The organism is Pseudomonas sp. ASL7, assembly GCF_056680375.1.
The window spans coordinates 4,604,567-4,622,036 of record NZ_CM155279.1 but is presented as its reverse complement, the minus strand read 5'-3'; the positions used below and the strand labels follow the sequence as shown (position 1 = coordinate 4,622,036).

General features: G+C 59.9%; 17 protein-coding genes. 4 read left to right on the top strand and 13 right to left on the bottom strand.

Annotated elements, in window-relative coordinates; genetic code table 11:
• Positions 1–40: 40 nt before the first annotated feature.
• From AC1MDT_RS21445 to exbB, 6 genes are all read right to left on the bottom strand, one after another.
• Positions 41–1,441, bottom strand: coding sequence for an aminoacyl-tRNA deacylase and HDOD domain-containing protein (locus AC1MDT_RS21445; RefSeq protein ID WP_480418838.1), 1,401 nt, complete (start codon positions 1,439–1,441; stop codon positions 41–43).
• Between the two features lie 78 nt (positions 1,442–1,519).
• Complete coding sequence (gene recG / locus AC1MDT_RS21440; protein WP_480418837.1) at positions 1,520–3,595, bottom strand: ATP-dependent DNA helicase RecG; 2,076 nt, start codon at positions 3,593–3,595, stop codon at positions 1,520–1,522.
• Positions 3,596–3,604: 9 nt separating this feature from the next.
• Positions 3,605–4,534, bottom strand: a complete 930-nt coding sequence (locus AC1MDT_RS21435; protein WP_201115674.1) for a hydrogen peroxide-inducible genes activator — start codon at positions 4,532–4,534, stop codon at positions 3,605–3,607.
• 276 nt (positions 4,535–4,810) lie between these two features.
• Positions 4,811–5,557, bottom strand: a complete 747-nt coding sequence (locus tag AC1MDT_RS21430) for an energy transducer TonB family protein (protein WP_480418836.1) — start codon at positions 5,555–5,557, stop codon at positions 4,811–4,813.
• Positions 5,554–5,982 (bottom strand): TonB system transport protein ExbD, encoded by a 429-nt coding sequence (exbD, locus tag AC1MDT_RS21425; RefSeq protein WP_480418835.1) that lies wholly within the window; start codon positions 5,980–5,982, stop codon positions 5,554–5,556. Before exbD ends, AC1MDT_RS21430 begins: the two co-directional genes overlap by 4 nt.
• Positions 5,983–5,988: 6 nt before the next feature.
• Positions 5,989–6,933 (bottom strand): tonB-system energizer ExbB, encoded by a 945-nt coding sequence (exbB, locus tag AC1MDT_RS21420; protein WP_480418834.1) that lies wholly within the window; start codon positions 6,931–6,933, stop codon positions 5,989–5,991.
• A gap of 188 nt (positions 6,934–7,121) precedes the next feature.
• Between exbB and AC1MDT_RS21415 the strand changes: the two genes are divergently transcribed.
• The gene (locus tag AC1MDT_RS21415; protein WP_480418833.1) at positions 7,122–7,979 is read left to right on the top strand and encodes an SDR family oxidoreductase; all 858 of its coding nucleotides are present in this window, start codon (positions 7,122–7,124) and stop codon (positions 7,977–7,979) included.
• Between the two features lie 141 nt (positions 7,980–8,120).
• Here AC1MDT_RS21415 and AC1MDT_RS21410 read toward each other — a convergent pair whose 3' ends face one another.
• The 6 genes from AC1MDT_RS21410 to AC1MDT_RS21385 form a co-directional block, all read right to left on the bottom strand.
• Positions 8,121–8,861 (bottom strand): hypothetical protein, encoded by a 741-nt coding sequence (locus AC1MDT_RS21410; protein WP_480418832.1) that lies wholly within the window; start codon positions 8,859–8,861, stop codon positions 8,121–8,123.
• A 71-nt stretch (positions 8,862–8,932) separates the two neighbouring features.
• Entirely contained in the window at positions 8,933–9,313 is a 381-nt protein-coding gene (locus AC1MDT_RS21405) for a RidA family protein (protein ID WP_003229509.1), read from the bottom strand.
• Between the two features lie 24 nt (positions 9,314–9,337).
• Entirely contained in the window at positions 9,338–11,443 is a 2,106-nt protein-coding gene (gene spoT, locus AC1MDT_RS21400) for a bifunctional GTP diphosphokinase/guanosine-3',5'-bis pyrophosphate 3'-pyrophosphohydrolase (protein ID WP_480418831.1), read from the bottom strand.
• A gap of 57 nt (positions 11,444–11,500) precedes the next feature.
• Complete coding sequence (rpoZ, locus tag AC1MDT_RS21395) at positions 11,501–11,764, bottom strand: DNA-directed RNA polymerase subunit omega (protein ID WP_007894670.1); 264 nt, start codon at positions 11,762–11,764, stop codon at positions 11,501–11,503.
• Between the two features lie 167 nt (positions 11,765–11,931).
• Positions 11,932–12,552 (bottom strand): guanylate kinase, encoded by a 621-nt coding sequence (gene gmk, locus AC1MDT_RS21390; protein ID WP_414909923.1) that lies wholly within the window; start codon positions 12,550–12,552, stop codon positions 11,932–11,934.
• 12 nt (positions 12,553–12,564) lie between these two features.
• Positions 12,565–13,428, bottom strand: coding sequence for a YicC/YloC family endoribonuclease (locus tag AC1MDT_RS21385; protein ID WP_480418830.1), 864 nt, complete (start codon positions 13,426–13,428; stop codon positions 12,565–12,567).
• Positions 13,429–13,708: 280 nt separating this feature from the next.
• On the opposite strand from AC1MDT_RS21385, the gene rph reads away from it, so the two are divergent.
• The 3 genes from rph (at position 13,709) to gltS (ending at position 16,502) form a co-directional block, all read left to right on the top strand.
• Positions 13,709–14,431: a ribonuclease PH gene (gene rph / locus AC1MDT_RS21380; RefSeq protein WP_449645057.1), complete on the top strand. Its 723-nt coding sequence runs from the start codon at positions 13,709–13,711 to the stop codon at positions 14,429–14,431.
• A 28-nt stretch (positions 14,432–14,459) separates the two neighbouring features.
• On the top strand, positions 14,460–14,828 hold the full coding sequence (locus AC1MDT_RS21375) for a DUF4870 domain-containing protein (protein ID WP_480418829.1): 369 nt from the start codon (positions 14,460–14,462) through the stop codon (positions 14,826–14,828).
• Between the two features lie 468 nt (positions 14,829–15,296).
• On the top strand, positions 15,297–16,502 hold the full coding sequence (gene gltS, locus AC1MDT_RS21370) for a sodium/glutamate symporter (protein ID WP_480418828.1): 1,206 nt from the start codon (positions 15,297–15,299) through the stop codon (positions 16,500–16,502).
• A gap of 165 nt (positions 16,503–16,667) precedes the next feature.
• Here the strand turns inward: gltS and AC1MDT_RS21365 are convergent, their stop codons facing one another.
• Entirely contained in the window at positions 16,668–17,447 is a 780-nt protein-coding gene (locus AC1MDT_RS21365; RefSeq protein WP_007934608.1) for an exodeoxyribonuclease III, read from the bottom strand.
• Positions 17,448–17,470 lie beyond the last annotated feature (23 nt).

The following is a 17,470-nucleotide window of genomic DNA, read 5'->3' as shown; positions in this document are numbered from 1 at the left end:
TGGAAGCGAGCCGGCTCCGGGCGGCGATCCGACGAATGCTTTAAGCCGGGGTAAATTGCGAGGCGAGTTCGCGCAGCAGCACTTCGGCTTCGAGGACTTTGCTGACAACGTCGTGGGCTTTTTCGCGGGTTAAACCCAGGCGCTCCAGCAAGGCATCCGGGATGTCTTCATCCGGGCCAGAGCCGATGCCACGGCTGCGCAGCAGGCGCACGGACAGGCAAACAAGGTTCGGGTACTCGGCGTAGGCGCCTTCGTAGCTTGGGTCGTGCTGGAAGCGCAGCGCGGTGGCCAGTTCGTCCGGCATGTCCCAGTAGCGCATTAGCCAGGCGCCAATCTGTTCGCGGCTGATACCCAGCAGGTGTTGCTCGATGTAGCTGTGGCACAGGTGCGGATTGACCTCCAGATGGCGGCAGATCAGCGAAAAGTGCGGCGGGAACACGTGGGCCAGCAGCAAGTAGCCGAAGTTGTGCAGCAGGCCGGCGAGGTAGGTCAGGCCGGCTTCCGGGCGCTGGGCGCGCGGCATGGCGCGGGTCAGGCCTTCGATGACAGCGGCAGTGTAGATCGATTGGTGCCAGTACGGTGTGCTGTGTTGCGGGTGGTCTTTGGGCAGGCTCAGGGTTTTGCCCAGGGCCAGGCCCAGCGCGAGGTTGATCACCAGGTCGAAACCGAGCACCCGGACGATGGCGTCTTCCACTGAGCGGATCTTGCCCGGCGAGGCGTAGTACGGCGACGCGGCCCAGCTCACGACTTGTGCCGCCAGGGCCGGGTCGGTTTCGACGACACCGGTAATGTCGTCAATGGTGGCGTTAGGGTCGACGCGCAGCTTGATGATTTTTTGTGCGGTCTCGGCCAGCGGCGGAATTTCGATGGTCGCTTCCAGGCGTTGCTGGATGCGTCGCGCGGTGAACGCTTGAACGGCCTGGGTGATTTCCTCGCGGTCATCGTCGGGGCGGTCGAGGTTCGGGCGAATGGTGGTCAGGGCTTCGCCGAAGTTGGCGGCGCTGGCCTTGGTCAGCATGGTTTTAAAGGCTGTGCTGGTGATTTCCAGCAGCACGCCTGGCTCGCCCGAGTTGATCAGCAACTTCGGCTCGCGCAGCAGGCTTTCTTCATACAGGCATGGCGAACTGGTCAGCGCCGGCAGGCCGGGCAGCAGGCTCAGGTTGTGTTTGCCGAGCATTTTCACCAGGCGCTCGGTGGACACGGCGGTGAGGCGCCGGCCGGTGAGTTCGGCGAGGCGGTTGAGGTCCAGCAACTGGCTCTGCGGGAACAGCACCATCAGTGTGCCAACGGCGTCATCGACCAGAACGGCCTGGACCTTGCGCGAGGCATTCAGGCCGTGGTGGTCGAGGACTTCTTCATAGGCGATGCCCAACTTGCCCAGCAACAGCCGAATGACCGACGGAGCGTGCGGAGGGACGGGTGCGAGGGCAACTTCGGTCATGGTCTGTATCCGTTCCAAAACAATTGCAGGAGTATAACCAGCTTGTTTAAAACCGGGGCCCAGAAACTGAGACGGTGCTCACACTTGGCCGTATTGCTGCCCATGGCGCAACCAACGGTCGAGCAACGGGTTGACGTGATCCGGCCAGCGCTCCAGCAGCGCCTGAGCGGCGTCGCGCACGGCGGGCAACAGGTCGGCGTCGCGCATCAGGTCGGCGACCTTGAATTGAAGCAGACCGGTCTGGCGCGTGCCGAGCATTTCGCCGGGGCCGCGCAGCTCGAGGTCTTTTTCGGCGATGACAAAGCCGTCGTTGGTTTCGCGCATGATGCCCAGCCGCTGACGCCCGATCTGTGACAGCGGCGGATGGTAAAGCAGCACGCAATGGCTGGCGGCGCTGCCTCGACCGACCCGGCCGCGCAACTGGTGCAGCTGCGCGAGGCCGAGGCGCTCGGGGTTTTCGATAATCATCAGGCTGGCGTTCGGCACGTCGACGCCGACTTCGATCACCGTGGTGGCAACCAGCAGCTGCAAGTTGCCAGCCTTGAATTCGGCCATCACGGCGGCTTTCTCGACCGGCTTCATGCGGCCGTGGATCAAGCCAACCTTTAGCTCGCCGAGGGCGGCGGTGAGGTCTTCATAGGTGGTTTCGGCCGCTTGGCAGGTCAGCTCTTCCGACTCTTCGATCAGTGTGCACACCCAATAGGCCTGGCGCCCTTCTGCACAGGCACCGCGCACGCGTTCGATGACTTCGACGCGTCGGGTATCGGTGATCAGTACCGTGTTCACCGGGGTTCGGCCGGGCGGCAATTCGTCGAGGATCGAGGTGTCGAGGTCGGCGTAGGCGCTCATCGCCAGCGTTCGTGGGATTGGCGTGGCCGTCATGATCAGTTGATGCGGACACATCCGCCCGCCGACGCCTTTTTGCCGCAGTGCCAGGCGTTGTTGCACGCCGAAGCGGTGTTGTTCGTCGATGATCACCAGCGCGAGGTTCTTGAACTGCACTTCGTCCTGGAACAGTGCGTGAGTGCCGACCACCATCGGTGTGCCACTGGCGATCTGCTCCAGTGCCGCAACGCGGTTCTTGCCCTTGAGCTTGCCGGCCAGCCACGCGACTTCAATGCCCAGCGGTTCGAGCCAGCGCTTGAAGGTGATGAAGTGCTGTTCGGCGAGAATCTCGGTGGGCGCCATTAGCGCGACTTGATAACCCGCTTCCAAGGCCTGGAGCGCGGCGAGGGCAGCGACCACGGTTTTACCCGCGCCGACATCGCCCTGAATCAGGCGCAACATCGGCTCATGTTGACTCAGGTCGTAGGCAATCTCGTTGCCGACTCGTTGCTGGGCGCCAGTCGGCGTAAAGCCCAGATTGGCCAGGTATTTGGCCGGTAGTTGGGTGGCCTTGGGCATTGCCGGCGCGCGCAGGGAACGCATGCTTTCGCGCAGGCGCTGCTGGGACAGTTGATGGGTCAGCAGTTCTTCGAAGGCCAAACGGTGCTGCGCCCAGTGATGACCGAGGGCAAGCTCGTCGACATCGGCATCGGCAGGCGGGTGATGCAGGTAGCGGATGGCATCGGCCAGCGGCGCCAGTTGATAGTCCCGCGCCAGTTCGGTCGGCAACCAGTCGGGCAAACTTTTGGGACCGAGCAGCGTCAGGGTTTGCATGCACAGTTGGCGCAAGCGCTGCTGGGTCAGGCCTTCGGTGAGCGGATACACCGGGGTCAGGGTTTCATCCACCGGCGGGGGCTCGTCACCGGTGATGGCGCGGTATTCCGGATGGTAGATTTCCAGCCCCGACGCACCAGGCCGCGCTTCGCCGTAGCAGCGAATCCGCGTGCCGCGTTTGAGGCCTTCTTTTTGTGCGTTGCTGAAATGGTAGAAGCGCAGGCTCAGCCCGCCGGTGCCGTCTTGAAGGCGAACCACGAGGCTGCGGCGACGGCCCATGACCACGTCGGCGCCGCTGACGGTGCCTTCGATCACGGCGTCTTGCCCAGGTCGCAAATGGCCGATCGGGACCACACGAGTACGGTCTTGATAACGCAACGGCAGGTGAAACAGCACGTCCTGGAGATTCTCCAGGCCGACTTTGGCCAATTTCTCGGCCATGGCCTCGCCGACGCCCTTGAGCGCCGTCACCGACACTTGCGACAACTCGGTCATGTCAGCGACTTAAGCCGCAACCACGGGCACCGGTGGCTTGGCCACCGAGCACAGGCGAATGGAGTCCGCAAGAATCTCAATCGCTTTCGGCCGCGGGAAGCTCGCGCGCCAGGCGATCGCCACGGTGCGGAACGGCACTGGCGGCGTCAGTGGGCGCACTTCGAGGACACCCGGGGCGTAGTGATGGCTGTCCACCGCCGACAGGGGCAGGATCGAAATGCCCAGGCCAGACGCGACCATGTGGCGTATGGTTTCCAGGGAGCTGGACTCCACCGTGGTGTGCTTGGCGCCGTCGTTGCCTTTGGCCAGCGTCGGGCAGGCTTCCAGCACTTGATCGCGGAAGCAATGGCCTTCGCCGAGCAGCAGCAGGCTCTTGTCGTTGAGCAGAGCAGCGTCGATGGATTGTTTTTGCGTCCAAGGGTGCTGGGCCGGCATCAGGACATAGAACGGCTCGTCATAGAGCGGCAGGGTCAGTACATCGGCTTCGTTGAATGGCAGGGCGATGATGATCGCATCCAGTTCGCCGTTGCGCAGTTTGTCGCGCAGGACATGGGTGAAGTTTTCTTCTATGTACAACGGCATCTGCGGGGCAACCCGGTGCAGTTGTGGAATCAGGTGCGGGAACAGGTACGGGCCGACGGTGTAGATCGCGCCGACTTTCAGCGGGGCGGTCAGCTGGTTCTTGCCGGCCTGGGCCAGTTCGCGGATGCCTTGGGCTTGCTCCAGGACCTTCTGCGCCTGGGCCACGATGCCTTCACCGACCGGAGTCAGGCGCACGGCGCTTTTGCTGCGCTCGAAAATCAGCACACCGAGTTCGTCTTCAAGCTTTTTCACGCCCACCGACAGAGTCGGCTGGCTGACGTGGCAACGCTCGGCCGCGTGGCCGAAATGTTGCTCTTGGGCGAGAGTAACGATGTAGCGTAATTCTGTAAGAGTCATAGCAAGCGTCCATGAAGTTGCGGGCCAAGCATACCGGCTGCAATCGATAGACGCACGTTATCAGACTGAGTGTGTTGAGTGACACCGGGCAATGCGTGTTTGCCGCTGGCAGCTACGCAAAAGGCACCTTTCGGTGCCTTATCGCAGATATTTCTGTGGCCTCAATCCCCTGTGGGAGCGAGCCTGCTCGCGAAGAGGCCATCACATTCAATATCTAAGTTGACTGACGCACCGCATTCGCGAGCAGGCTCGCTCCCACAGGGAATCTGCATTGACTTAGCGCCGACGTTCCAGCGAATAAACAAAAGGTGCAACGATTTCGATGGCGCCATTGCTCAGCATGTTGGCTGGTGGCTTGGGCAACGGTTGGGCGCGGCGGATCATTTCCAGGGTGGCCCGGTCCAGATCGGCATTGCCAGAGAGGCCCACCAGTTCGAACGACAACACGTTACCTTCGCCATCCACCACGAAGCGCAGACGGTTCAGGCCTTCCTTGCCCCGGGCCTGCGCGCTGGCCGGGTACTTTTTGTACTTGGCCAGGTGAGCGAGCAGGGCGCCTTGCCAGCTGGCTTGGGCGGCCTGCTTCGCTGGCGACGGCCCCGGTGCCGGTTGAGCGGATTTTTCCGTGGGTGCCTGAGTCGGTTGCGTGTCGCTCGGTTTTTCCTCGGAGGGCTTTTCCTTCGGTGGTTCCGGTTTTTTCTCCACCGGCTTGGGCGGTTGAGGCTTCGGCTTGGGCTTGACTGGTTTCGGCACGGCAATCTCGGCCTTTGGTACTTCAGCCAGTTTCGCAATGGGCAGTTCTTCCACCGGGGCGGGTGGCTGTGGCGGCGTTATCACCTTTGGCGGGGCCGGTGGTGGCGGGGCCGGAACGGGCGCCAACTCGACCATCATCGCCTGCGGTGGCAGCTCGATGGATGGGCGCGTTGTCCAGTTCAGCGCCAGCGCAATGGCCAGCGCATGGGCGCCCAGCACCACGGCCAGGCTCGCGCTATAACGCGTCAGCTTTTGGCGCGTGGTGATCATTTCTTGACTGCCGTCTCGAGTCCGACCAGACCTACCTTCAGGTAACCCGCCGCGCGCAGGTTGTCCATCACGCTCATCAGGTCGCCGTAGTCCACGCCTTTATCGGCCTGGAAGAAGATCGTCGTGTCTTTCTTGCCCTGGGTTGTGGCGTCGAGTGTGGCGCCGAGTGCTTCGGCCTTCACTTCGTCTTCACCGAGGAACAGGCGCTGGTCAGCTTTGACGCTGAGGAACACCGGCTTCTCTGGCCGTGGCGCCGGTTTGGCACTGGAGGCGGGCAGGTCGACCTTGATGTCCACGGTGGCCAGCGGGGCCGCCACCATGAAGATGATCAACAGCACCAGCATCACATCGATGAACGGTGTGACGTTGATTTCGTGGTTTTCGACCAGATCGTCGTCTGCGCCTTCTTTCAAATGCAGGCCCATGGCCGATTACCCCACTTTCACCATGTGCGGTTGTGAGACTCGCTCGGGCGGCGTGTGATCGAGGTCACGGCTGACCAGCAACAGGACTTGCGCCGAAGCGTCGGACACCTGCGCCTTGTAACCGGCGATGGAGCGGGCGAAGACGTTGTAGATCACCACGGCTGGAATCGCGGCAACCAGGCCCAGCGCAGTGGCCAGCAGGGCTTCGGCGATGCCGGGTGCCACGACGGCAAGGTTGGTGGTCTGGGTTTTGGCGATGCCGATGAAGCTGTTCATGATGCCCCACACGGTGCCGAACAGACCTACGAACGGCGCGGTGGAGCCGATAGTGGCGAGCACGCCGGTGCCGCTGCTCATGTTGCGACCGCAGGCTGCAACCAGGCGCTCAAGGCGGAAGCTGACGCGTTCCTTGATGCCTTCTTTTTCGCGGCTATTGGTCGACAGGCGCATTTCTTCCAGCGCATCGTGCACCAGCAGGTGGGCGAGGGTGCCAGCCTTGGCGGCCGAAGCGCTGGCTTCTTTAAGGGTGGTGGCTTTTTTCAGGTGGGCGATTTCGCTGCGCAAGCGACGCTTGGCGCCCATCAACTCCAAGCCCTTGGCGATCCAGATTGTCCAGGTGATGATTGAGGCAATGGCCAGGCCGATCATCACGATTTTCACGATGATGTCGGCGTTCTGATACATGCCCCACGGCGACAGGTCATGGGCCATGCCCAAGGTGTTGTCGGCTTCGAGGACTTCAGGAACGTCTTCGGCGTTGGCGGCGACAGCCTGGGCCGGCTCGGTCGCGACCGGAGCAGCGGCGGGTGCGGTGTGATTGGCGGGTGCTGGCGCTTGTGCGTCGGCGAAAGCGGCGATAGGCGCCAGCATCAGGCTGATCAGCAGGGCGGCCACTGCGCTCCAGGCGCGAGGTCGTTTGGTTGGCGAAGCGGGGAATTGATTGGGTGTCATGCTGGCCGGACCTGAGAGAAAAAGACGGTTAATGTTCTTCCAGGCCTCGTAAGGCCGAGAACAAAAGTGGCGGGCATTATTGCAAATAATTCTTGTTAGCAAAAGCGAGAGATTCCATTTTTTCCTCCATTGCTAGCCGTTCGCCCTTTGCAGGCGCTAGTCTTTGTCTTTCCGATGGGAGTTTTCTGATGTCCGCACCCTCTGTTTTGATCGCCGGTTGCGGTGATATCGGTAGTCGTCTGGCAACCCGGTTGTTGGCTGCTGGATGGGAGGTTTATGGTCTGCGGCGTGATATTTCACGCTTGCCCAAGGGTGTGATTGGCGTTGCCGGCGACTTGTTCAATGAAGACTGTCCGGCGACCTGGCCAGTCGGCGCGGTGGATTACCTGGTGTATTGCGCCGCCGCCACCGAGCGTGATGAAGCCGGTTATCGCGCAGCTTATGTGCAGGGCTTGCAGCATGTACTGGGCTGGCTGAGCGATTACGGGCAGGAGCCCAATCGACTGCTGTTTGTTTCCAGTAGCAGTGTTTACGGCCAGCAGGATGGCGAGTGGGTCGACGAGACTTCGCCAGCGATGGCCGCGGGTTACTCAGGACGTTTGATGCTTGAAGCCGAGCAGGTTGCCCTGAACTGTGGCATCCCGGCCAGCATCGTACGTCTGACCGGTATCTACGGTCCGGATCGCGAGTGGTTGTTGACTCAGGTTCGTCGGGGTTATCGCGTCGAGGTCGATCCGCCGCTGTATGCCAATCGCATTCATGCCGACGATGCCGCAGGGTTGATGGCGTGCCTGCTGGAGGCGGATGGGCGCGGCGTGGCGCTGGATGATGTCTATATCGGTGTCGACGATGCGCCAGCGCCGCTTGCCGAAGTGGTGGGCTGGTTACGCGACTATTTGGGCGTGACGGAATGGGCCGATGACGCAAGCGTGCGGCGCACCGGCAGCAAGCGCTGCAGCAATGCGCGAGCGAAAGCATTGGGCTGGGTGCCGAAGTATCCGAGCTATCGCGAAGGGTATGCCGCCATCCTCGAAGGCCGCTGCTGACTCACAAACACCACAAACAACTGTGGGAGCGAGCCGGCTCCGGGCGGCGCTCCGACGAAAGCGGTGTAACAGTCAACGATGATGTTGAATGTTACGGCCTCTTCGCGAGCAGGCTCGCTCCCACATTGGGTTATGCGTTGCTTACTGCTTCTCGAGCAACCACTTGCGATCACCCGGGGTGAACGAAGGCATCTCGTCCGCCTGCGCGGTGTTCACGGCCTGGAGAATCTCCAGCTCGTTGCCCTTGCGCGCAAAGATCCAGGTGTTGCCCTGGCCATTGAGTTGCAACCACATGTTGTCGTTGCCACCGCTCATTGATGCGCAATCGCCGGCCAGACACAGCGCGTAGCGATCCGCACCTGGCAGACCTGCAACCTGGCCGTCGGCCTGGAACTGCACGGTGTTGCCTTCACCGGGACCGCTGACGACTTTCCAGCTGCCACCCATGTAGGCGGAATACAGCGCGCGTTCGAAACTGGCGCCAATCGGTGCGCCATCCGGCACTTGAATCAGGGCGCGGTCGAAGACTTGTGCAGGCTCGTTATCATTGGCGACCTGGCTCAGTTGCTTGCCATTACGCTTCAGCTCGCTGGCGGAACTGCCATAAAAGTCGATTTTCCAGGCGCCGGACTCTTCGCCCAGCAGCTTGCCTTCGACGTTTTCAAAACCGTTGGTGTAGCGGGCCTGAGCGGCCTTGGTGTTGACGTTCCATTCCAGGTTCGGGCCGTAAGCCTGGAGCGCCTCACGCAGTGGGCCGCCTTTGGAGGCAGCATCAATCGCCGCCTGGTTGATCCAGGTGCCGCTGATATCACGGTCGGCAGGTTTGCTGGCACATCCGCCCAAGAGTAGGGCGACCAGCGAGAGAGCTAGCGCAGTGCGCATGGTGAGGTCCTTTCAAGACGCTTTTTATACATACGGCAGCGGCGCAACCTTTGAGAGTTGCGCCGGACGCATTACTCGATGACCAGAATGGCATCCATTTCAACCTGCGAACCCTTCGGCAGGGCCGCTACGCCGATGGCGGCGCGGGCAGGGTATGGCTGGTCAAAGTACTTGCCCATGATTTCGTTGACCTTGGCGAAGTGGCTCAGGTCGGTGAGGAAGATGTTCAGTTTGACGATGTCCTTGAACGAACCACCGGCGGCTTCAGCCACGGCCTTGAGGTTCTCGAACACCTGGACGGTCTGGGCTTCGAAGCCTTCGACCAGTTCCATGGTTTTTGGGTCCAGAGGGATTTGGCCCGACATGTAAACGGTGTTGCCAGCCTTGATCGCCTGGGAGTAAGTACCGATGGCAGCCGGGGCCTTGTCGCTGGTGATAACAGTCTTGGTCATGTATGACTCCTTGTAATGGGTGGGCTACGCACGCATGCGGGTGATGCGAATCACCCCGGTCAGAGCGCGCAGTTTTTTGATCACGCGGGCCAGGTGCACACGGTCGTGCACGCTGACCACCAGTTGGACCACGCTGATGCGACCATCGCGTTCGTCCATGCTGATTTTCTCGATATTGCCGTCGGCGGCATTGACGCTGCTGGCCAGCAGCGCGATCAGGCCGCGCTGGTGTTCCAGCTCGACGCGCAGTTCGACGTTGAATTCGCCGGTGACATCCTTGGCCCACGAGAGCTGGATGCATTTTTCCGGGTTGTGGCGGATTTCACTGATGTTGCGGCAGTTGTCCAGGTGCACGACCATGCCTTTGCCCGCCGACAAGTGGCCGACAATCGGATCGCCCGGGATCGGCGTGCAGCACTTGGCGTAGCTGAGCACCAGGCCTTCGGTGCCGCGAATGGCCAGCGGACCTTCCGCGCTTGGCAGCTGTTCGCCTTCGCCGAGCAGGCGGCGGGCGACCACATAAGCCATGCGATTGCCCAGGCCGATGTCCTCGAGCAGGTCTTCGATCAGTTCGAGGCGATACTCGGCGAGCATCGCTTTGACGCGCTCGGCCGCAACCTTCTCCAGGGAGCTGTCGAACCCGTTGAGGACCTTGTTCAGCAGGCGTTCGCCGAGGCTGATGGACTCGGAACGGCGTTGCAGTTTTAGCGCGTGGCGAATGTGCGTACGCGCCTTGCCGGTGACCACGAAGTTGAGCCACGCCGGGTTCGGCCGTGCGCCGGGGGCGCTGACGATCTCGACTGTGGAGCCGCTTTGCAGTGGCTCGGACAGCGGTGCGAGACGACGATTGATCCGGCAGGCAATGCAGCTGTTGCCCACGTCAGTGTGTACCGCGTAAGCGAAGTCGACCGCCGTGGAGCCTTTGGGCAGCTCCATGATCCGGCCTTTAGGCGTGAACACATAGACCTCGTCCGGGAACAGGTCGATCTTCACGCTTTCAATGAATTCCAGCGAGTTGCCGGCGCGTTGCTGCATTTCCAGCACGCCTTTGACCCACTGACGGGCGCGGGCGTGAGTGCCCTTGGGCTGCTCGTCGCCGCTGGATTTGTACAGCCAGTGGGCGGCGATGCCGTTGTTGGCCATCTCTTCCATTTCACGGGTGCGGATCTGGATCTCGATCGGAACACCGTGCATGCCGAACAGCGTGGTGTGCAGCGACTGATAGCCGTTGGCCTTGGGGATCGCGATGTAATCCTTGAAGCGACCCGGCAACGGTTTGTACAAATTATGTACAGCGCCCAGCACGCGGTAGCAGGTGTCGACCTTGTCGACGATGATCCGGAACGCGTACACGTCCATGATCTCGTTGAAGGCCCGACGTTTGCCGCGCATTTTCTTGTAGATGCCGTAGAGGTGTTTCTGGCGACCGCTGACTTCACCCTGGATTTCGTCGATGGCCAGGCAGTGGCTGAGTGACTCTTCGATCTTGTTGACGATTTCCTTGCGATTGCCCCGGGCGCGTTTGACCGCCTGGTAGATTCGCGCGGAACGCATCGGGTGCATCGCCTTGAAGCCGAGGTCTTCGAATTCTATGCGGATGGCGTGCATGCCCAGCCGGTTGGCAATGGGGGCATAGATTTCGAGGGTTTCCTTGGCGATGCGCCGGCGCTTTTCGCCAGACAGCACTTCCAGCGTGCGCATGTTGTGCAGGCGGTCGGCCAGTTTGACCAGGATCACGCGAATGTCGCGCGCCATGGCCATGGCCATTTTCTGGAAGTTTTCCGCCTGGGCTTCGGCTTTGGTCTCGAAGTTCATCTGGGTCAGTTTGCTGACCCCGTCGACCAGTTCGGCCACGGTTTCGCCGAACTGCGCTTGCAGCGCTTCCTTGGCAATACCGGTGTCTTCGATTACGTCATGCAGCATCGCAGCCATCAGGCTCTGATGGTCCATGTGCATGTCGGCAAGAATGTTCGCAACCGCGAGTGGGTGCGTGACGTACGCCTCGCCGCTGCGGCGGCGCTGGCCGTCGTGGGCTTGTTCGGCGTAGAAGTACGCTCGGCGGACCAGATTGACCTGGTCCTTGCCGAGGTAGGCCGATAAGCGATCGGCGAGGGCGTCTATGCTCGGCATGATGACTCCTGCCGTTCGCTGTGACCCCGCGCCGTGCTACGTCGACCAGGCATAGTTTTAGACGGCCTCGTTGGACTCGTCCTCGAACGCTGCGAACAGCGGTTCGTCTTCGACGATTTCAGCGTTGGCGATGAACTCGTAGCTCATCAGGCCTTCAGCGATTTCACGCAGCGCTACAACGGTAGGCTTGTCGTTTTCCCACTGTACCAGTGGCTCTTTGCCGCCGGTGGCCAGTTGACGGGCACGCTTGGTGGACAGCATGACCAGTTCAAAACGGTTTTCCACGTGGTTCAGGCAGTCTTCAACGGTTACGCGGGCCATGGTATTCCTCGGAGCGAATGCAATATGCGCGCTGCCCGGGTGGGCGAGCGGACTCAACAGTTTAAAAAATCACCAGCGATTAGGGAAGCGCTGATTTTTTGACCAGCCCCTTCAGCGCGCTGCAAGTGCCAATGTAAAGCCCTTGCAGCGGTTTTGGGAAGTGCTGTTTAGCCGAGCAATTCAGCCAAAAGTTTTCCGTTGCGCTGCTGCTGGCGCTTCTGATGCAGCTGATTGGCACGGAAAATCGCCTTCAAATCGTCCAGTGCATGGGCGAAATCGTCGTTGATGATCAGGTAGTCGTAGTCGACGTAGTGGCTCATTTCGCTGACGGCTTCGCGCATCCGGCCTTCGATGACCTCGTCGCTGTCCTGGCCGCGATTGTTCAGACGCTGATGTAAAGCTTGCAGTGACGGCGGCAGAATGAAAATCGAACGGGCCTGGGGCATCAACTTGCGCACTTGTTCTGCACCTTGCCAGTCGATTTCCAGAATCAGGTCATGGCCTTCGTCCAGAGTCTGCTGCAGATGGCTTTGCGAAGTGCCGTATAGGTTGCCGAACACTTCGGCGCGCTCGAGGAAATCCCCGTGTTCGATCATCTTCACGAATTCGCTGCGTTCGACGAAGTGATAATTCACGCCGTTCACTTCACCGGGGCGCATGGCACGGGTGGTGTGGGAGACCGAGACGCGGATCTCCTGATCAGCGTCGGTCAGGGCCTTGACCAGGCTGCTCTTGCCCGCGCCCGAAGGGGCGGAAATGATGTACAGGGTGCCGGTGCTGTGGGTCATGTCGGGTTTGCCTTACTCAATATTCTGCACTTGTTCGCGCATCTGCTCGATCAACACTTTGAGGTTGACCGCCGCTTGGGTGCTACGCGGGTCGAAGGCTTTGGAGCCCAGTGTGTTGGCTTCGCGGTTGAGTTCCTGCATCAGGAAGTCCAGGCGCCGGCCGGCAGCGCCGCCGGATTTGAGCACCCGACGAACCTCGATGATGTGAGTGCTCAGGCGATCCAGTTCTTCGGCGACGTCGCTCTTCTGAGCGAGCATGACCATTTCCTGTTCCAGCCGCTGCGGGTCCATCTCGGCTTTCATGTCAGTGAAGCGGTCGAGGACTTTCTGGCGCTGAGTCGCAAGCATCTGCGGGACCAGCTCACGCAGGGTGATCACGTCTTCTTCAATGGAAGTCAGGCGATCGTTGATCAGCCGCGCCAGCTCGGCGCCTTCGCGTTCACGGCCGGCCTTGAGTTCTTTCAGGCCTTCGTTGAACAGCGCCAGTGCTTGGGCATTCAGTGCTTGCGGGTCGGTGGCGTCGCCCACAAGTACGCCGGGCCAGGCCAGGACTTCGAGTGGATTGAGTGCTGCCGGGTTCTTGATCAGGCTGGCGATCGTCTCGGCAGCGGCGACCAATTGCGCGGCGCGCTCGCGGTCCACTTGCAGTGGCTTGTCGGTATTTTCTTCGGTGAAGCGCAGGGTGCATTCGAGCTTGCCCCGGGAGATACCTTGGCGCAGGGCTTCGCGGACCGCGCCCTCGAGGTCGCGAAACGACTCCGGCAAACGCACGTGCGGCTCCAGGTAGCGGCTGTTGACCGAGCGCAGTTCCCAGCTCAGGGTGCCTTGGGCACCGGCTTTTTCGACGCGGGCGAAGGCGGTCATGCTGTGCACCATGGAGGTACCTCGCAATGCAGGTCCATGCGTTACTGAAGGTTTCGCGGACCCGCTATCTGTGAATTAAAGCCGACAGGCAGTAAAGGCGCAGGATTGTAGCGCAGTGGGGCGGATGCGCCCAAACACACGGTGTGACAAAGGGCTGCAGGCCGTCGGCAAAGCGCTGTTCTAAGCTCAAGCTTGAGCCTTCAATCGTCGGGCAGATTTTTTAGAAGTGCCCAGTCTTGGTCGGCGGCTCTATAATGCTCGGCAGTTTTCCGTCCCCGTACAGGTATTCCCTATGAAACGTCCAAGTGGTCGCGCTGCCGATCAGCTCCGCTCGATCCGCATTACCCGCAACTACACCAAACACGCCGAGGGATCTGTACTGGTCGAGTTCGGTGATACCAAAGTCATTTGCACCGTCAGCGTCGAAAACGGCGTGCCGCGTTTCCTGAAAGGTCAGGGCCAAGGCTGGTTGACCGCCGAATACGGCATGCTGCCGCGCGCCACCGGCGAGCGTAACCAGCGTGAAGCGAGCCGTGGCAAACAAGGCGGTCGTACCCTGGAAATCCAGCGTCTGATCGGTCGTTCCCTGCGTGCATCCCTGGACATGTCCAAGCTGGGCGACGTCACCCTGTACGTCGACTGCGACGTGATCCAGGCTGACGGGGGCACCCGCACCGCGTCCATCACCGGTGCCATGGTTGCACTGGTTGACGCCTTGAAGGTGATCAAGAAGCGCGGCGGCCTGAAAGGCGGTGACCCGCTGAAACAAATGATCGCCGCCGTTTCTGTCGGCATGTACCAAGGCGAGCCGGTGCTCGACCTCGACTACCTGGAAGACTCGGCTGCCGAGACTGACCTGAACGTGGTGATGACCAGCACGGGCGGCTTCATCGAAGTTCAGGGCACCGCTGAAGGTGCGCCGTTCCAGCCGGAAGAACTGAGCGCGATGCTGGAACTGGCGAAGAAAGGCATGACCGAGATCTTCGAACTGCAAAAGGCTGCACTGGCCGACTGATTGGACCGCTCCACGCAAGGAGGACGCCATGAGTGACGAGCAACATCCGCTTCCCATACCGAGCCAGGAGGTTCGTCAGTGGGCGATGTTTTGTCACTTGTCCGCCTTGCTGGGGATCTGGGTTCCCTTCGGCACGCTGATCGGCCCGCTGATTATCTGGCAGTTGAAGCGCGAGATGGACCCGTTCATCGATGCACAGGGCAAGGAGGCGCTGAATTTTCAGATCACTGTCGCTATTGCCTCCGCCATTTGCGTGCTGTTGATGGTGGTGATCATCGGGTTTTTCCTGTTCGGTCTGGTCGCGATCGGTGCGCTGGTACTGGCGATCATTGGCGGCGTGAAGGCCAATGAAGGGCTGCCTTACCGGTATCCATTCACCTGGCGGTTGATCAAATAACGATCAGCTGTAGGAGCGAGCTTGCTCGCGATGGTGTGTCAGCTACATTGATGTTGACTGACACACCATCGCGAGCGAGCTCGCTCCCACATTGAAAAATCAGCGTGCACAAAAAAACCGCCAGCAATCAGGTGTGAAACGCAGTTCCCCGCGGTTTAAAACAAATGCCCCGACTTGTCGGGGCATTTGTTTTTTTGAAATTAAATTAACCTCTCCAGCCCACACACGTTTCGTTCTTACACTTTTAGTCACAACTGCAAAGCCTCAGCACGGCCTATATGTTTGGCGTTGAGACTTGTCGGTTGATAAAGTTGCCACAAGTAATATTTATTCAGAAATATTTCGATATATTAAGGCCATTGACGGTCCTTGAATTTAAAAAACAATCAGTGTTGAGACGATCAACCTGTTCAAGAGGCGTGTCCAGGTAAAAAGTTCGCCCCTGAATATATATCCAAGAATATCCCAATGATTCAGCTCGATTTTTATGGAACACTTGTGGCCGCCTCTTTAGTACTGTTACTGGGGCGCGGACTGGTCACACGAATCGGTTTTTTACGCAGTTACAATATCCCTGAGCCTGTAGCAGGTGGTCTGGTAGTGGCTCTGCTTCTTCTGGCTTTGCGGGGGGTTGATATCGATGTCCGATTTGACACCTCACTGCAAACTCCCCTGATGTTGGCTTTTTTTGCCACCATCGGCTTGAGTGCAGACTTTGCCAGCCTGAAGAAAGGCGGGCGCGTAGTAGGGATCTTTCTTCTGGCGGTCATCGGGCTTCTGGTGGTCCAGAATGCCATGGGCATTGGCCTCGCAAAGGCTTTGGGGCTCGATCCGTTGATGGGCTTGTTGACGGGCTCGATTACGTTGTCTGGCGGTCACGGTACCGGCGCTGCATGGGGAGCGACGTTCAGCGAGAAGTTTGGCCTGGCTTCCGCCTCCGAACTCGCGATGGCCTCTGCTACGTTTGGCTTGGTGCTGGGTGGTTTGATTGGTGGTCCGGTCGCTCGCCTGCTCATCAAACGTGTCCAGACACCCGGTTGCGAGAAAGATAAGCCGCGTCTGCCGAAGGGCTTTGAGCAGCCAAACAAAGAGCGCTCGATCACGCCGTTTTCGTTTATCGAGACGCTCGCCCTGATCGCCGTCAGTCTGATGGCCGGCTCCCTCTTGAATGGCCTGCTCCACGGAACTGCATTTGAGTTGCCGACGTTCGTATGTGTTTTGTTCGTGGGTGTGGTCTTACGCAACGGCCTTTCCGCACTTGGCTTGTATCAGGTGTTTGAGCGTGAAGTTTCCGTGTTGGGGAATGTCAGCTTATCGCTGTTTCTGGCGATCGCTCTGATGTCGCTCAAGCTGTGGGATCTGGCAGCACTGGCGTTACCGATCTTTATCATCCTGGCCGCGCAAGCGTTGGTCATGGCACTGTTTGCGATTTTCGTGACATTCAGAATGATGGGCAGCAACTACGATGCGGCAGTTCTGGCGGCAGGGCACTGCGGTTTTGGACTAGGAGCAACGCCAACGGCCATCGCTAACATGCAGGCGGTGACACAACGCTACGGACCTTCGCAGATAGCGTTCCTGGTGGTGCCAATGGTGGGAGCTTTCTTCATCGATATCATTAATGTCGTCGTGATCAAGTTGTACCTTGCGCTGCCGTTTTTCGCCGCTGTTTGACGTTCTGGTCACTGGGCCTGTGTTGACAGGCCTGAGTGAACTACTTAGTGCATAAAAAAATGCCCGTATCTTGCGATACGGGCATTTTCTTTGACCGGCGAGTAGATTGCCCGGTTTTCATACAGTCTGACTGACGTCGGCGTGTTCGCGTCTGCGAAGCGACGCTTAGATGGTCAGCGTCCAGTCGTAGTCCACGATCAGCGGTGCATGCTGCGAGAACCGTGGTTGACGTGGCAAGCGTGCGCTGCGAACGAAACGACGCAGGCCCGGAGTCAGCAACTGATAGTCGAAGCGCCAACCGAGGTTGAGCATTTCCGCCTGTTCGTTGTCTGGCCACCAGCTGTACTGGTCGCCTTCACGGCTGACTTCGCGCAGGGCATCGACATAACCCATGTTGCCGACAATCTCGTCCATCCAGGCCCGTTCAGGTGCCAGGAATCCCGGGGATTGCTGGCTGTCGCGCCAATTCTTGATGTCCAGTTTCTGTTGCGCCACGTACAGCGAGCCACAGTAAATGTACTCGCGACGTTTGCGTCGCTGTTTATCCAGATAACGGGCGAAGTCGTCCATTAGCTTGAACTTCTGGTTCAAGTCTTCATCGCCATTCTGCCCCGAAGGGAGCAGCAAGGTCGCGATGCTGACCTTATCGAAATCGGCTTGCAGGTAGCGCCCGTAGCGGTCGGCCGTCTCGAAGCCGAGACCGCTGATGACTGCCTTCGGTTGCAACCGCGAATACAAAGCCACGCCACCCTGGGCGGGAACTTCGGCTTCGCAGGCATAAAGGAAGTAGCCATCCAGTTGGAAGGCTGGATCGTCCAGTTCAAAGGCGGAGGCGCGGGTGTCCTGCAGGCAGATGACGTCGGCATTCTGTGCTTGCAGCCAACTGAGCAAACCTCGCTCCACTGCAGCCTGAATACCATTGACGTTCACACTGATGATCCGCATAAATGGCCCCAAAAATCGCGTGC

What these genes read in the sequence shown, in the direction of transcription:
- AC1MDT_RS21445 (WP_480418838.1), bottom strand. Translation starts at nt 1,441, where the DNA reads ATGACCGAAGTTGCCCTCGCACCCGTCCCTCCGCACGCTCCGTCGGTC.
- recG (WP_480418837.1), bottom strand. Translation starts at nt 3,595, where the DNA reads ATGACCGAGTTGTCGCAAGTGTCGGTGACGGCGCTCAAGGGCGTCGGC.
- AC1MDT_RS21435 (WP_201115674.1), bottom strand. Translation starts at nt 4,534, where the DNA reads ATGACTCTTACAGAATTACGCTACATCGTTACTCTCGCCCAAGAGCAA.
- AC1MDT_RS21430 (WP_480418836.1), bottom strand. Translation starts at nt 5,557, where the DNA reads ATGATCACCACGCGCCAAAAGCTGACGCGTTATAGCGCGAGCCTGGCC.
- exbD (WP_480418835.1), bottom strand. Translation starts at nt 5,982, where the DNA reads ATGGGCCTGCATTTGAAAGAAGGCGCAGACGACGATCTGGTCGAAAAC.
- exbB (WP_480418834.1), bottom strand. Translation starts at nt 6,933, where the DNA reads ATGACACCCAATCAATTCCCCGCTTCGCCAACCAAACGACCTCGCGCC.
- AC1MDT_RS21415 (WP_480418833.1), top strand. Translation starts at nt 7,122, where the DNA reads ATGTCCGCACCCTCTGTTTTGATCGCCGGTTGCGGTGATATCGGTAGT.
- AC1MDT_RS21410 (WP_480418832.1), bottom strand. Translation starts at nt 8,861, where the DNA reads ATGCGCACTGCGCTAGCTCTCTCGCTGGTCGCCCTACTCTTGGGCGGA.
- AC1MDT_RS21405 (WP_003229509.1), bottom strand. Translation starts at nt 9,313, where the DNA reads ATGACCAAGACTGTTATCACCAGCGACAAGGCCCCGGCTGCCATCGGT.
- spoT (WP_480418831.1), bottom strand. Translation starts at nt 11,443, where the DNA reads ATGCCGAGCATAGACGCCCTCGCCGATCGCTTATCGGCCTACCTCGGC.
- rpoZ (WP_007894670.1), bottom strand. Translation starts at nt 11,764, where the DNA reads ATGGCCCGCGTAACCGTTGAAGACTGCCTGAACCACGTGGAAAACCGT.
- gmk (WP_414909923.1), bottom strand. Translation starts at nt 12,552, where the DNA reads ATGACCCACAGCACCGGCACCCTGTACATCATTTCCGCCCCTTCGGGC.
- AC1MDT_RS21385 (WP_480418830.1), bottom strand. Translation starts at nt 13,428, where the DNA reads ATGGTGCACAGCATGACCGCCTTCGCCCGCGTCGAAAAAGCCGGTGCC.
- rph (WP_449645057.1), top strand. Translation starts at nt 13,709, where the DNA reads ATGAAACGTCCAAGTGGTCGCGCTGCCGATCAGCTCCGCTCGATCCGC.
- AC1MDT_RS21375 (WP_480418829.1), top strand. Translation starts at nt 14,460, where the DNA reads ATGAGTGACGAGCAACATCCGCTTCCCATACCGAGCCAGGAGGTTCGT.
- gltS (WP_480418828.1), top strand. Translation starts at nt 15,297, where the DNA reads ATGATTCAGCTCGATTTTTATGGAACACTTGTGGCCGCCTCTTTAGTA.
- AC1MDT_RS21365 (WP_007934608.1), bottom strand. Translation starts at nt 17,447, where the DNA reads ATGCGGATCATCAGTGTGAACGTCAATGGTATTCAGGCTGCAGTGGAG.